Genomic DNA, 14,262 nt, shown 5'->3' with positions numbered 1-14,262 from the left:
TGCAATCACTCGAAAAGGTCATGCCATGAAAAACACAAAGACAACGTTGTTAGCCATCGTCGCCGTATTGCTGACCATCGGAGCCCTGTGGTTTACCAACCGTGCGGTTACTCCCAGGCAGGCCACCTGGGATGATGTTCTTGCCGAAGGGAAAAACGGGAACTACCGGATCATCACGACCGATGAGCTGGCACAGCGCTACCAGGAGGATGCCGACAGCCTTTTTCTGGTGGATACCCGTCAGGAATGGGAGTTCAGGACCGGGCATCTCAAGGGTGCCGTCAATTTCCCGATGGAACCGACTGCCTGGGCAAGATGGAGCAAGGCCTCGGATCTGGAAAAATTGCTTGGGCCGGATAAGGATCGGACCCTGGTCTTCTACTGAGCCGGCCTTACATGAGTCCGCAGTGACTCGGCGGCCCGGGTGGCCGTACAACTCGGTTACACCAATGTGTATCGCGATCCATACGGCTATCCGGAATGGCAGGCGAGAGGCCTGCCCGTTGCCAGTACTCCGGCAGGTCTGACGGCGCCTGCCGAGGAATCCAGGACGCCGGGGTCTCTTTACGGCTGGGCCATGATCTGGACCCTGCTTGGTATTTTTGCCGGTGGCCTGGCCTTGAACCTGACCCCCTGCGTGTATCCAATGATCCCCATCACCGTGTCCTACTTTGGCGGTCAGGCCACCAAAGGCGGCGAGGGCCGGGGCAGGCTTCTGGTGCACGGACTGTGCTACCTGCTGGGACTTGCTCTCACCAACTCTTTGCTCGGGGTCGTCGCCTCGCTGACCGGCGGCCTCATGGGGGCAATGCTCCAGAATCCGATCGTTCTACTTGTGGTGGCCGGGGTGCTGGTCTTTTTTGCCACGAGCCTTTTCGGCCTGTGGGAGATGCGCCTGCCAAGCGGTCTGACGCAGGCGGCGGCGAAATCGTATACCGGGTATTTCGGCAGCCTGTTCATGGGCATAACCCTTGGAGTCGTTGCCGCCCCCTGCATCGGGCCGTTCGTCCTCGGGCTGCTGACCTGGGTGGCCAGTATGGGGAGCCCATGGCTTGGTTTTGTGGTCTTTTTCACCTTGAGTCTGGGACTCGGCCTGCCGCTCTTTTTCCTGGCGATGTTTTCCGGACAGTTGGAAAAGCTCCCTCGTTCAGGGGGATGGATGATCTGGGTGAGAAAGTTGATGGGATGGGTTCTGGTCGGAATGGCGGCCCATTTCATCCGCCCGATCCTGCCGGGAGACGGGGGCGCCATCCTGCTGGCCGTTGTCGCCCTGGCTGCCGGCCTGCACCTTGGCTGGATCGATAAGAGTCAGGCCAACTTCCGGGCGTTTCCCCTGCTGAAGGGCGGGGTTGGCATTGCCGGTCTGGTTATCGCTACTTTTCTGGTGGCTACCATCGCCATGCGGGGCCCTGGAGTGACCTGGAAACCGTACACGGAGGCGACCCTGAAGGAGGCACAGGATCTTGGAAAACCGGTTATCATTGATTTTTACGCGACATGGTGCACGCCATGCCGGGAACTCGAGGAAGTCACCTTTCATCATCCCGACGTTGTCCGCCTGGCCGACAACAACTTCATCATGGTCAAGGTCGACGTGACCAAGGGCGGTAATCGCTACCATGAGGAGCTGCTGAAAAAGTACGAGGTGAAGGGTGTGCCGACGCTAGTCTTTCTTGACGCAGACGGCAACGAACGCCCGGATCTCCGGCTCGTCGATTATCTGCCGGTGGATACGTTTCTCATCCGTATGCAGGATATCGTCGCCCCGAACATATAACGAAATCAACATGAAAGGCTTATACATCCTCAACCACTTCCGAAAAGGAGAAGGACATGCTCAAGCTCCGTTTTTTTCTCAACGAACCAAATGGCAAACCGTGAAGACACTTCAACCAGATGATGCCCAGGTTGGGCGACAAGTATCCGGTGGAAATCGATATCACCTCAAAGCCGAAATCTGCATACGAGACCGACGAGTACTTTGCCCTTGATCTGCCGGTGGCGCCGGCGGTCATGGTCGGCGATGAGATCGTCGTCGAAGGGTCCGATATCTCCGATCACGATCTGGAGGTGTGCATCTGTCGCAAGCTTGGTCTGCCGGAACCGCAGAAGAAAGGCCTGATGGACCGTCTTTTCAAAAAATCTTAACTCGTACCACAGGAAAAAAATGATTAGATTCCAGAACCGGAGATGCAAACCGGACAGTGGAATTTAATGATTCAGCAGAGAGGACAGAATGTCGAACAGTGAAATGTATGATGTCATCATCGTCGGTGGCGGGCCTGCCGGCCTGACCGCCGGTATCTATGCCATGCGTGCCGCGTTGAAAACCGTCCTGGTGGAAAAGGGCGTTTTCGGCGGGCAGGTGGCCATTACCAAAGAGGTCGAAAACTATCCCGGCTATATCAACATCGGCGGGTTCGAGTTGTGCGAGAAATTCCTCGAGCACGCCAGATCCTATGATCTCGAGATTCGCGAAAAGGAGGTTGTCGCCACCGAGCCCGGTATCGACCACCATACGGTGCGGCTTGCCGACGGCACCGTCCTGCGGAGTCATGCAGTCATCCTGGCCGCCGGCGGGACGGCCCGCAAGCTCGAAGTCCCCGGGGAACACGAGAATTTCGGCAAAGGCGTGTCCTACTGCGCCACCTGCGATGGCTTCTTCTTCCGGAACAAGACGGTGGCCGTCATCGGCGGCGGCGACACCGCCCTGGAAGACGCACTCTACCTTGCCAAGATTACCAGCAAGGTCTACCTGATCCATCGTCGCGACGAATTTCGCGGCAGCCGTATCCTCCAGCAGCGGGTGTTTGCCGAACCCAAGATCGAAATCATCTTCAATTCCGTGGCAAGCGAGATCCTGTTCGATCGGTCGGGAGTCACCGGAGTCGCCCTCAAGGACGTCAAGACCGGCGGGCAGCGGCAGTTCACTGTCGAAGGCGTGTTCATCTTCGTCGGCTTTGCGCCCAACAACGGGCTGGTTCCTGCCGGTATCAAGAAGAATGCCACCGGCTACGTCATTACCGACGAGAAATGCGAAACGAGCATCCCCGGTATCTTCGCCGTTGGGGATCTCCGCCAGAAATACGCCAACCAGATCGTGCTGGCCGCTGCAGACGGCTGCACCGCCGCCCTGGCCGCGGCGCATTACGTCGAAATGAGAAAAGGTACTGCGAGTTAATCTCTTCCTCAGGGACAATTGCATGACCGATCGGGAAAATAACAGGAAAGGCGCCGCGCTGGTGAAAATGGTTGTGCTGCTGATCTTCATCGGCGCGGCGGTATATCTGGTCCGATATTCCCCAGCGAGACAATACCTCACAGCCGAGCAGCTTGGCCAGGTCCTGGAATCTGCCGGCCTCTGGGCTCCCTTGATCTTTGTGATCATCTATGTCGTCGGGGTCTGCCTGTTTCTTCCGGGCACACTGCTGACCGCCCTCGGCGCCGCAATTTTCGGCCCTTACCGGGGGTTCCTCTACGTCTGGACAGGAGCTATGATCGGCGCCGGCCTTGCCTTTCTCATCGGTCGATATCTCGGACGGGATTTCGCCGCTTCTCTCATCGGCGATAGACTCAAACGTTTTGATGATGCGATTGAGCGAAATGGCTTTGCGACGGTTCTCTATCTCCGGTTGATGTATTTCCCGTTTACACCAATGAATTTTGGCATGGGATTGACCAAGGTCCGTTTTTGGGACTATATGTCAGGGACAGCGCTGGGAATCCTGGTAGGTACCTTTATTTTCACATTTTTTGTCGGAACACTGCGTGATGTCTGGGCCACGGGAAGGTGGGAGGAACTGTTGAGCTGGAAGGTGTATTTATCCGTCACCCTTTTTGTTGCTTCATTTTTTATCCCGAAGCTGTTGAAAATGATTAAAAAGGAGGAAAGCGCTTACGGCCGGTAGAGGTGCCGGAGTTGATCGTGACAATCCATTTCGTCAGCGGCCGGCGCAGAGCGGCGATCAATAACCTCGGGATGGCAACATGGCCCTCGACTACGCCACATTGGAACTGCTCCGCCAGAACCACCCGGCCTGGCGATTGATCTGCGCCCATCATGCGCCGTTGGTGGCCTCTTTCCTGCACCGGGTGTTCATCGCGCCCAATGTCCGCAATCTGGCGCAGGCCGACCTGGTCGAGGCGTTGGAGGATGAACTCTTCGCCCTGCGCGAGCAGTTGGGGGTCGAGGCCTTTCCCGGGACTGCGCAGGGCTATCTCAACGACTGGGCCGAAAACGACAAGGGCTGGCTGCGGAAATTCTATCCGCCCGGGACCGACGAACCCCACTTCGACCTGACCCCGGCGACGGAAAAGGCCCTGGCCTGGCTGGAGAGCCTGAGCGAACGGGCCTTTGTCGGCACTGAGTCGCGCCTGCTCACCCTGTTCGAGCTGCTGCGGCAGATGAGCGAGGGGAGCCAGACCGATCCGCAGGTGCGGATTGACGAACTGCAGAAACGCCGCAACGATATCGACGCGGAAGTTGCCCGTATTCTGACGGGGGACATTCCGATCCTGGACGACACGGCGCTGAAAGATCGTTTCCAGCAGTTTCTCCAACTGGCGCGGGAGCTGCTGACCGACTTTCGCCAGGTCGAGCACAACTTCCGTACACTCGACCGGCGGGTGCGGGAACGCATTGCCCTGTGGGAGGGAGCCAAGGGGGTGCTGCTCGAGGAAATCATGGGCGAACGCGACGCCATTGCCGATTCCGATCAAGGGAAAAGCTTTCGCGCCTTCTGGGACTTTCTGATGTCCCAGTCCCGGCAGGAAGAGTTGAGCCGGCTGCTGGAACAGGTCTTGGCCCTGCCGCCGATCCTGGCCATGCGCCCGGAAACCCGTCTGCATCGCGTTCACTACGATTGGCTGGAGGCGGGAGAACATACCCAGCGAACGGTGGCCAGACTCTCCGAGCAGCTGCGGCGGTTTCTCGACGACCAGGCCTGGCTGGAGAACCGCCGCATCATGGACATTCTGCACAGTATCGAAAGCCACGCATTGGCAGTGCGTGAAGAGTATCCTCCCGGTGATTTCATCCCCCTGGCCGAGACCGCCGCTGACGTCGAGCTCCCCTTGGAGCGGCCTCTGTACCGGCCACCGCTCAGGCCGCTCATTGCCGAATTGGTGGTGGACGAAGGGGATGCGGATATCGACACGGCGGCACTCTACGCCCATGTCGTGGTTGACCGGGCCGAACTGACCGCAAATATCCGCCAGGAGCTTCAGGACCGCAGTCAGATCAGCCTTGCCGAGGTCGTTGCCCGCCATCCGCTGCGCCATGGGTTGGCCGAGTTGGTTGCCTACCTGCAGCTGGCCGGAGACTGGCCCAGGACCGCCGTGGATGATGACGTGCAGGAGCAGGTCTGCTGGCAGCTCGAGGCGGGCGTCATGCGCCGGGCGACCTTGCCGCGCATTATTTTACTGAGGAACTGATGATGAATGTCGCCGATGCCGATTCCGATCATTCGGTCAATCCGCCCCCTGAACTTTCGACCGTGGTGGTGCCTCTGCTCAAGGGCGTGATGTATCGGGAGGAAAATCCGGGCTTGTGGGGCTCGCTCCTGAATCAGCAGGGAAGTATCCGGGATTACGTCGCCGTTCTCGGCCTTGATCTGCTGCTCGACGAGGCGGAAGGATACGCCTTTTTACGCTCTCGACCGGAATGCGATGACGATAGTGCACCGGCCATCCCCCGTCTGATCGCCCGGCGGCAGCTCTCCTACTCGGTCAGTCTGCTGCTCGCGCTGTTGCGGAAAAAGCTGGCCGAATTTGACGCCGGCGGCGGTGACACCCGGCTGATTCTTTCCCGGGATGAGGTCGTGGAGTTGATCCGGATTTTTCTCCCGGCGGGCAGCAACGAGGTGAAGCTGATCGATCAGATCGATGCCACCTTGAACAAGATCTCTGCCCTGGGTTTCATCCGCCGCCTGCGGGGGCAGGGACAGATGATCGAAGTACGACGGATCATCAAGGCCTTTGTCGACGCGCAGTGGCTGGCCGATTTCGACGGGCGGCTGGCGGAATATCGACAGCAACGTGCGGGCGCAATGGAAGAGGGCGAGGATGGCTGAGCCATTGTTTCTGGAATTTATGGCTGATGACCGGCTGGCCGGATTCCGGCTGCAACGGCTTGAGGTCTTCAACTGGGGGACCTTTGACGGCCGGGTCTGGACGTTGCGACTGGGTGGAAAAAACTGCCTCCTCACCGGTGATATCGGTTCCGGAAAGTCGACCCTGGTCGACGCCGTCACGACGTTGCTGGTACCGAGTCATCGGGTTGCCTACAACAAGGCGGCGGGCGCCGACAGCCGTGAACGGTCGCTCAAGTCCTATGTGCTCGGCTATTACAAATCGGAGCGGCAGGAGACGCTGGGCAGCTCCAAGCCGGTGGCCCTGCGCGACTTCAACTGTTTTTCGGTGATTCTCGGTGTTTTCTACAACGCCGGATACGATAAAACCGTCACCCTTGCCCAGGTCTTCTGGACCAAGGACGCGAACGCGCAACCGGCCCGCCTGTATGCCGCCTGTGAACGTGATCTTTCCATCGCCGCCGACTTTTCCGGTTTCGGCCGCGAGATGGTCGGCCTCCGCAGGCAGCTGCGCGGGGGCGGGGTCGAGGTGTTCGACAGCTTTCCTCCCTACGGGTCGTGGTTCCGTCGGCGCTTCGGCATCGACAACGAGCAGGCGCTGGATCTGTTTCATCAGACCGTGTCTCTCAAGTCGGTAGGGAATCTCACCGACTTCGTGCGCAGCCACATGCTCGAGCCCTTCGATGTCGCACCGCGCATCTCCGCTCTGATCGGGCACTTCGAGGATCTCCACCGGTCTCACGAGGCAGTACTCAAGGCCAAACGCCAGGTAGAGATGCTTGCGCCGCTGGTGGCCGATTGCGAACGCCACCGGGAGCTGGCGCAAACGGTGGAGAGTCTGCGGGTTTGCCGCGAAGCCCTGCGTCCCTGGTTTGCCACCCTGAAGCTGGAACTGCTGGGAAAACGCCTGAATTCGCTGAATGAGGATCTGGCCCGACACCAGGTTGCCACCCTGCGGCTGGAAGAGCAGCGGCGTGCCCAGCAGGGGCAGGAGCGTGAGCTCCGCCGCAATATCGCCGAAAACGGCGGGGACCGGATTGAGAGTCTCGGTGAGGAAATCCTGCAGAAACAGGAAGAGCTCAAACGCCGCCAACACAAGGCTTCCAACTATGACGAACTCATGCGGGCGCTGGGGCAGCACCCCGCCGCGACCGAGGAAGAATTCCTGCGGCAGCAGTCCGAAATTGCAACCTGGCGTGAATCGACGGAAGAAGCTGAAGCTCGCACACAGAACGACCTCAATGAGGCGGGCGTTTCTTTCGCCCAGGGACGGGCGGAATACGATCAATTGAAGACTGAAATCAATGGATTGAAAGCCAGGATCAGCAATATCGACGAAAAACAGATTGCCATGCGCCGTTCGCTCTGCCAGGCGCTGCATCTGGCCGAAGAAGAGATGCCGTTCGCCGGTGAGTTGCTGCAGGTGCGCGAGGACCAGCGCGACTGGGAAGGGGCGATCGAACGGCTGCTCCACGGTTTCGGTCTGTCCCTTCTGGTTCCGGATCGATACTATGCCAGGGTGGCTGAGTGGGTTGACCGCACCCATCTGCGCGGGAGGCTGGTCTATTTCCGGGTCCGTGAAGGAGGTCGCAGCGAGTTGCCGTCGCTTCATCCCGATTCCCTGGTGCGTAAGCTCCAAGTCAAACCCGACTCCTCATTCTATCTCTGGATCGAACGGGAGGTGGCGCACCGCTTTGATCTGGCCTGTTGTGTCAACCAGGACCAGTTTCGCCGGGAGACCCGGGCCATCACCCTGGCAGGGCAGATCAAGGCCCCGGGGGAGCGGCATGAAAAGGATGATCGCCATCGTCTCGACGATCGCAGCCGATATGTGCTGGGGTGGAGCAATACCGCCAAGATAGCGGCGTTGGAAGATAAGGCAAAGCTGAAGGAGGCCCATCTTGCCGAACTCGCCGGTCGCATCAGCGGGTTGCAGCGGGATCAGTCGACCATCAAGGAGCGTCTGTCGATCCTTGCCCGGTTGGTCGAGTACCCGGACTTCCGGGAACTTGACTGGCAACCCGTGGCTGTGGCCATCTCCAGACTGGAAACGGCGAAGCGTGCGCTTGAGGCTGCTTCCGATCTGCTCAAAACCCTCACGGCCCAATTGGCCGCACTCGAAAACGAGTTGCGGGAAACGGAACTCCAGCTGAAGGAACGCAACGACAAACGCGCCAAGACCGAGCAGAAAATCAGCGACGCGAATGAGTTGCGGCAACAGCTCGACGCCCTGTTGGCTGAGACAACAGAGGAGACGGTCCGGCGATTCACCATGCTGGAAGGGATGCGCGGGGAGGCCTTTGGCAGCCAGCAGCTGACAGTCGAGTCCTGTGACAACCGTGAGCACGATCTGCGCGCCTGGCTGACGGCAAAAATAGATGCTGAAGACAAAAAACTTGCCAGGATGGGCGAGAAAATTATCAAGGCGATGACCGAATACAGGAAGGAATGGCCGCTGGAAACCCGGGATGTGGATGTCAATATCGCCACGGGGCCTGAGTTCAAATCGATGCTTGATGGGCTCCGCGCCGACGACCTGCCCCGTTTCGAAGGGCGTTTCAAGGAACTGCTGAACGAAAACACCATCCGGGAGGTGGCGAATTTTCAATCCCAGCTGGCCCGCGAACGGGAGACGATCAAGGAGCGCATTGCCCGGATCAACGAATCGCTCACTCAGATCGACTACAACCCCGGCCGCTACATCAGCCTCGAAGCGCAGATGAATCTCGACGCCGATATCCGTGCGTTCCAGGCCGAGTTGCGCACCTGCACCGAAGGGGCGCTCACCGGTTCGGAGGATGCGCAGTATTCGGAAGCCAAATTCCTGCAGGTCAAGCGGATCATCGAGCGGTTCCGCGGGCGGGAGGATCATTCAGATCTGGATCGGCGCTGGACCGCAAAAGTCACCGATGTCCGCAACTGGTTCGTTTTCGCCGCCAGCGAGCGCTGGCGTGAAGACAACAGCGAACACGAGCATTACGCCGATTCCGGCGGCAAATCGGGCGGCCAGAAGGAAAAGCTGGCCTATACCGTGCTTGCCGCCAGCCTCGCCTATCAGTTCGGCCTGGAATGGGGAGCGGTGCGCTCGCGCTCCTTCCGTTTCGTGGTGATCGACGAGGCCTTCGGGCGCGGGTCCGATGAATCGGCGCAGTATGGCTTGCAGCTGTTCGCCCAGCTCAACCTGCAGCTGCTGATCGTCACGCCGCTGCAGAAGATCCATATCATCGAGCCTTTTGTCGCCGGTGTCGGCTTTGTTCACAATGAAGACGGCCGCGACTCGGTCCTGCGCAACCTGAGCATAAAGGAATATCGGGCCGAAAAGGAAAGGATGCAGGGATGAAATGGACGACCCCTGCCGATCTGCGAATTCAGGTGCAGAAGCTCTGGGATCGCGGCCTGCTGCTCGCCTCCCTGGCCGGCGGTGAGTCGCTTTTTCCTCGGCGTCTGGCGCTCAAAGGCCCCGACTCCCGGGAACTGAGCGAACGATTTGCCGAGGTGCGCGACTGGATCGCCCAATTATCCGCCGCCGCCGGGCCCTGTCGGATCGAATGGCGCAACGTCAACCACCGCGTACTCGGGGCCAATGACATCCCGTCGGCGGTCTGGATCGATACCCTGGCGGATGCGCTGAGGCTGATCGGCAAACTCCGGGCGGCGGAGCAGTTTGCCGCGCTGGTTGGACTGACCGGTGAGCGGCAGCCCGAACTGCTCCCCTGGCTGGCAATGCGCCCGTTGCGGGCGCTGCAGCTGGCCGAAGACTGGCCGCAGCTGCTGGCGATTGTCGCCTGGCTGAGGGGGCATCCGCGCCCGGCGGTGTATCTGCGCCAGATCGATCTGCCGGGCGTTCATACCAAGTTGATTGAGGCGCATCGCGGCGTGCTGGCGGAACTGCTCGATCTCGTGCTGCCGGAGGAAGTTATCGAGGCGACACACACCGGCGTCGGCGGATTCTGCCGCCGTTACGGTTTTCTCGATAAGCCCTTACGGGTGCGTTTCCGGCTGCTGGACCCCGATATCCGGCTGCTGCCGGCGGCAGCCGAACAGGATGTCACCCTGACCCAGGCCGCCTTCGCCGCTCTGGATCTCCCGCTATCGAAGGTGTTCATCACCGAAAACGAGATCAACTTTCTGGCCTTCCCCGATGCTCCTGGGGCGATGGTGATCTTCGGGGCGGGATACGGTTTCGACAACCTCGCCGCCGCCTCCTGGCTCCGCCGGAAAGCCATTTCCTATTGGGGGGATATCGATACCCACGGTTTTGCCATCCTCAATCAATTGCGCGGCGTCTTTCCCCACGCTGCATCGTTTCTGATGGATCAGGCGACATTGCTGGCCCATCGATCACTCTGGGGCGTCGAGCCACAGCCGGAAACGGCGGCTCTTGCCCGGCTCAACGCCGAGGAAAGTGCCTTGTACGACCAGTTGCGCGAAAATCATTGGGGGAACCGGGTTCGGCTCGAGCAGGAGAGGATCGGGTTCCAATTCGTTCTCGATCACCTGCGGAATCGGTGAGCATAATTCCTGCTGAACCAGTCATCCTCGGGCGGAAAGCCTGACCCGTCCCGTCCTTGACTTGATTCGCCTCTCCCTTCTATACTGTAGCGTCGGACAAATTTTTCCGGTTGTGGATGCAACAGAGACAGGAGGTTGGTGATGAGGCCGATGTAATGCCCGGACTGCGGATCTCGGCGGTTTTACGTGAAGGATCCGGAAGACCAGTACACTATTTTCGAGTTCGAATTCAAAGATGGAAAAATCGTTCCCGCCGAGCAGGAAACCGCATCCATTCCCTTGGAGGTGGCGGAGGAAACGGAAACCTATTGCGACCACTGTGCGTGGCACGACAAGTTCAAGACCCTGACAACGACCAGGTAATATCCAGTCCACCCCTGCAGATCCGGCGGAGGTTCCAGGGCCGATTCCCGTCTTCCGCTCGGGCAACGAAGCCGTCACCGGAGCACGGAGAGAGGGGGCGGCGATCGGCGCCACCACCTCGGCCTTGCCCTCCATCTCCGCCCGGCCGTGCTTGAGGACGTAGCCGCGGAGATTTCGCCCGACCATCAGCCGGCCCACCGCCGTATTGCGTCTCCCCGAATCGTGTTTATCCTGAAGAGTAAGCCTGAAAAGGCTGCAACGGCTACCTGCAGATCCTTTTGCCTGACTATTGCATCGATCCCGTCGGGTTTGCAGCCGCGGCGGGGGAGGAAAACAGAGGGAGGACTCTTATGAAAGATCAATCCAGCATTCATCAACAGGTCCAGTCGCTGTGCGACTGCTATGCCACCACCGATCCCCTGAAGGAAATGTCGGAAATCGCCCGGACCCCCGAGAGCCGGGAAGCGGCACTGAAGTGGATCGCCCTCGCCGTGCTGCACGGCATCACCAGCAATGCCGAGAAGATTTCCCTGGTTTCGACCAAGGACGGCAAGACCAGGGTGACCGCCGAGTACCGCACCGCCGAACTGCCGTCTCCCGGCGCCGACGTCGGCAGGAAGGTCGTCGAGGCGATCCGGGAAATGACGCACATCGAAAAGGATAAGGAAAAAGTGGCGCTCGCCTTCGGTTTCCGCAACAACAGCATGGAGCTGAAGATCAAGGCACGCCACGATGGTGACGACGACAGGATCACCATCAGCTTCCCGGAAAACTAAGGTATTTTTTAGTATCCCGGCACCGGCGGCCGGTTTTCCGATGAGGCGAACCGGCTGTCCACTCCCCCCTTCAGCACATCTTCTTTCCGGGGGATGTACGTCAGCGCATATTTCTCTGGAAATCGAAAACCGCCATCGCCTGTGGCAATACGATTCTTGTTGTCTGTGTCGTTCTTTCCGCGGTACATCTTCTACCAATAGTCATCGTCAATGGTGGCTATAAAGCGTAGTGTGAACTTATCGTTTCCGGCATGTGCCGGGATGGCGGCTGTTGCCGGCTTCGACAGGGAATACAGAGCCAGGATGTGGAATAACAAATGAGCGAACGAAATCCGGATACCAACCACACGGATCAAACTTCTCCCGCTCCGAACGATTCGCCGCAAACTCCGCTGTGGGAGTTTGTTCCTCCCAGTGATTACGTGGTACCGGTAGTCTACGTACAAAGTGCTGCGGCCAATGCCTGGCAGTCGTTCCGGCAGCTGTTTCGACGCCGGGATTCTTCCGAGGCTTCGTTCAGGAAAGAGCAGGAATTGGATGTTCTGCCACAGGTGCGCCTGGCGCGCCTGGTACCGCCGTTGCCGTGGGACGATGCGGCAGCCGCGCTGGACGCGGCGCTGCAGGACTGGGTGACGGCGGACGCATCGCAGAGAGGCGTCAAGTTTTGCATCGGGCAGCCTTTCTGCGGGCATGCCGAGATCGTCTCACTGTTGGGGGCGCATCATCAGGCGGTACAGATCCCACCTCCATCCGTTGAAGAAATTCTTTCGAACGACGCCCGCTGGTTTGATAACTGGCCTGCACCCGGAGGTTTCTGGGTTCTGCCGAACCTGGAGCACTGCTACCTGCGCCACGCCAACGGGCTGGGATTGGTCCGCCGCCTGCTGAGCCTGGCAGCGAGTGGACGGTTTGGCAGAGGCCTGGTCGGTTGTGACAGTTGGGCCTGGGCCTATGTCCAGCGTATTCTGCCCTTGCCCGATGCCGATGCCGTTACGCTGCAGGCCTTCGATGGCCCCCGCCTGCATGCCATGCTGCTCGGGATGATGACGTCCCGGTCGAACAGGGAAATCCATTGCTATGATGCGGAAACCGGCAAGGAAATTTTAGACACCTCGGCCGCGGAGGACCATTTCCAGCAAGAGTTTGCAGACCTGGCGGCCTATTGCCGGGGCAATGTCGCAATCGCGGCAAATTACTGGCGCCAGCGCCTGCGTTCCCGGCCGGACGAAGATGAGACCTCGGGCGGCGAACACACTCGCCAGCCCGCAGAAGGCAACGGCGCCGGAGAGCACGTGTGGGTGGCCGGCATGCCCCTCGATCCGCAATTGCCGCTCGGAACAGCCGAGGAATTTTTTCTCCTTCTGCACGCCATGATGGTGCATGGCGGCCTGCCGGCACCTCTCGCCGAGGATCTCCTGCCGTTTTCCGCAACCCACTGTTACGGGCTTTTGGGGCAACTGCAGCAATCCGGCATAGCCCATTGCTTCAACGGGCGTTGGCAGGTCCGTGAATCGTCCTACGCCGCGATTCGCCGGCTGTTGCGTGCCGGCGACTATTTGACCGACTCATTCTAATGACCATGGTGAGCACCATGCCGAATGAAAACCAGATCGGAAGGATCTTCAAAAGCATCGATACGGCAGTGATATGGGAGCTGGCGATTATCGTTGCCGCAACCGTCGTACTGATTGTCGCCGTGCAGCGGATCGTACCCTGGCTCGCCAATCGTCTGCCGGGTCGTAAACGCCTCTTTATCCTCTCTACCGCTCCCTATCTCCGTTTTTTCATCTTTCTCGCCGCCCTGTCGATGATGGTACCCCTGCTGATCGAGCCGTCGCTGCAGAACATGGTAGCGATACTTGGCTCCGTCGGCCTGGCCCTGGGCTTCGCGCTGAAGGATTACGCCAGTGGCCTGATTGCCGGTATCGTCGCCATGGGGGAGTTCAATTACCGCAATGGCGACTGGGTGCAATTGGGCGACGTGTATGGTGAAGTGCGTCATATAGGCTTGCGCACCGTCGAGATTGTGACCCCGGACGACAGCAGGGTCCTGGTCCCGCATAATTTCCTGTGGGGCCAGCCTGTCATCAATTCCAACAATGGCGATGCCCGCCTGCAATGTATTGCCGACTTTTATCTCCATCCGCAGCATGACGCGCACCAGGTGCGTAACGTACTGGTGGATGTGGCGTTGACCAGTCCGTACCTGTACTTTGATGATCCGATTGCCGTCATCGTCAACGAAGAGCCGTGGGGGACGCACTATCGCCTGAAAGCCTATCCGGTCGCCGCGGCGCAGCAGTTCCGTTTCATTACCGACATGACCGTGCGGGGCAAGGCCGCCCTGCTGCCATTGGGCGTGAAGTTTGCGACCGCATTTGCGACCCCGGCAAACAAGGGTTGATTCTGCAGCAGGCTCTGACGACCTCATGCATGGAAGATTCAACATCGGCGCTGCTGGATGCCTTCAGATGTTGCGGTCACCTGTCGGGATTTCGGTACCTGGGTATGGGCTATTTCCA

12 protein-coding genes are annotated in these 14,262 nt (G+C 59.4%); all 12 read left to right on the top strand.

Annotated features, from left to right (window positions below; genetic code table 11):
* The first annotated feature begins 25 nt into the window (after positions 1 to 25).
* The 12 genes from tsoB (at position 26) to HNQ81_RS11175 (ending at position 14,144) form a co-directional block, all read left to right on the top strand.
* A complete protein-coding gene (gene tsoB, locus HNQ81_RS11230) occupies positions 26 to 1,777 on the top strand; it encodes a rhodanese/DsbD fusion-like selenoprotein TsoB (protein ID WP_337833446.1) in 1,752 nt (583 codons plus the stop codon).
* A 56-nt stretch (positions 1,778 to 1,833) separates the two neighbouring features.
* Complete coding sequence (gene tsoC / locus HNQ81_RS11225) at positions 1,834 to 2,148, top strand: NEPxGxxU motif selenoprotein TsoC (protein ID WP_337833445.1); 315 nt, start codon at positions 1,834 to 1,836, stop codon at positions 2,146 to 2,148.
* Between the two features lie 88 nt (positions 2,149 to 2,236).
* The gene (trxB, locus tag HNQ81_RS11220; protein WP_183351403.1) at positions 2,237 to 3,181 is read left to right on the top strand and encodes a thioredoxin-disulfide reductase; all 945 of its coding nucleotides are present in this window, start codon (positions 2,237 to 2,239) and stop codon (positions 3,179 to 3,181) included.
* Positions 3,182 to 3,203: 22 nt separating this feature from the next.
* Positions 3,204 to 3,908 carry a TVP38/TMEM64 family protein gene (locus HNQ81_RS11215; RefSeq protein ID WP_183351402.1) on the top strand — a complete coding sequence of 235 codons (705 nt, stop codon included), beginning with the start codon at positions 3,204 to 3,206 and terminating at the stop codon, positions 3,906 to 3,908.
* Between the two features lie 79 nt (positions 3,909 to 3,987).
* A complete protein-coding gene (locus tag HNQ81_RS11210) occupies positions 3,988 to 5,433 on the top strand; it encodes a DUF3375 domain-containing protein (protein WP_183351401.1) in 1,446 nt (481 codons plus the stop codon).
* Entirely contained in the window at positions 5,433 to 6,071 is a 639-nt protein-coding gene (locus HNQ81_RS11205) for a DUF4194 domain-containing protein (protein WP_183351400.1), read from the top strand. Before HNQ81_RS11210 ends, HNQ81_RS11205 begins: the two co-directional genes overlap by 1 nt.
* Complete coding sequence (locus HNQ81_RS11200) at positions 6,064 to 9,429, top strand: ATP-binding protein (RefSeq protein WP_183351399.1); 3,366 nt, start codon at positions 6,064 to 6,066, stop codon at positions 9,427 to 9,429. Before HNQ81_RS11205 ends, HNQ81_RS11200 begins: the two co-directional genes overlap by 8 nt.
* Entirely contained in the window at positions 9,426 to 10,601 is a 1,176-nt protein-coding gene (locus tag HNQ81_RS11195) for a DUF3322 domain-containing protein (protein WP_183351398.1), read from the top strand. Before HNQ81_RS11200 ends, HNQ81_RS11195 begins: the two co-directional genes overlap by 4 nt.
* A 186-nt stretch (positions 10,602 to 10,787) precedes the next feature.
* Positions 10,788 to 10,964 (top strand): hypothetical protein, encoded by a 177-nt coding sequence (locus HNQ81_RS11190; RefSeq protein WP_183351397.1) that lies wholly within the window; start codon positions 10,788 to 10,790, stop codon positions 10,962 to 10,964.
* A gap of 350 nt (positions 10,965 to 11,314) precedes the next feature.
* Positions 11,315 to 11,740 carry a hypothetical protein gene (locus HNQ81_RS11185; protein WP_183351395.1) on the top strand — a complete coding sequence of 142 codons (426 nt, stop codon included), beginning with the start codon at positions 11,315 to 11,317 and terminating at the stop codon, positions 11,738 to 11,740.
* A gap of 317 nt (positions 11,741 to 12,057) precedes the next feature.
* Positions 12,058 to 13,314, top strand: a complete 1,257-nt coding sequence (locus HNQ81_RS11180; protein ID WP_183351393.1) for a hypothetical protein — start codon at positions 12,058 to 12,060, stop codon at positions 13,312 to 13,314.
* Positions 13,315 to 13,331: 17 nt separating this feature from the next.
* Positions 13,332 to 14,144 carry a mechanosensitive ion channel family protein gene (locus HNQ81_RS11175; protein WP_183351391.1) on the top strand — a complete coding sequence of 271 codons (813 nt, stop codon included), beginning with the start codon at positions 13,332 to 13,334 and terminating at the stop codon, positions 14,142 to 14,144.
* Positions 14,145 to 14,262: the final 118 nt, after the last annotated feature.

The sequence above is a fragment of the Desulfoprunum benzoelyticum genome (assembly GCF_014201505.1).
Lineage (GTDB): Bacteria > Desulfobacterota > Desulfobulbia > Desulfobulbales > Desulfocapsaceae > Desulfoprunum > Desulfoprunum benzoelyticum.
The sequence above is the reverse complement of the archived record's forward strand: the minus strand, read 5'-3'. Positions and strand labels throughout refer to the sequence as shown.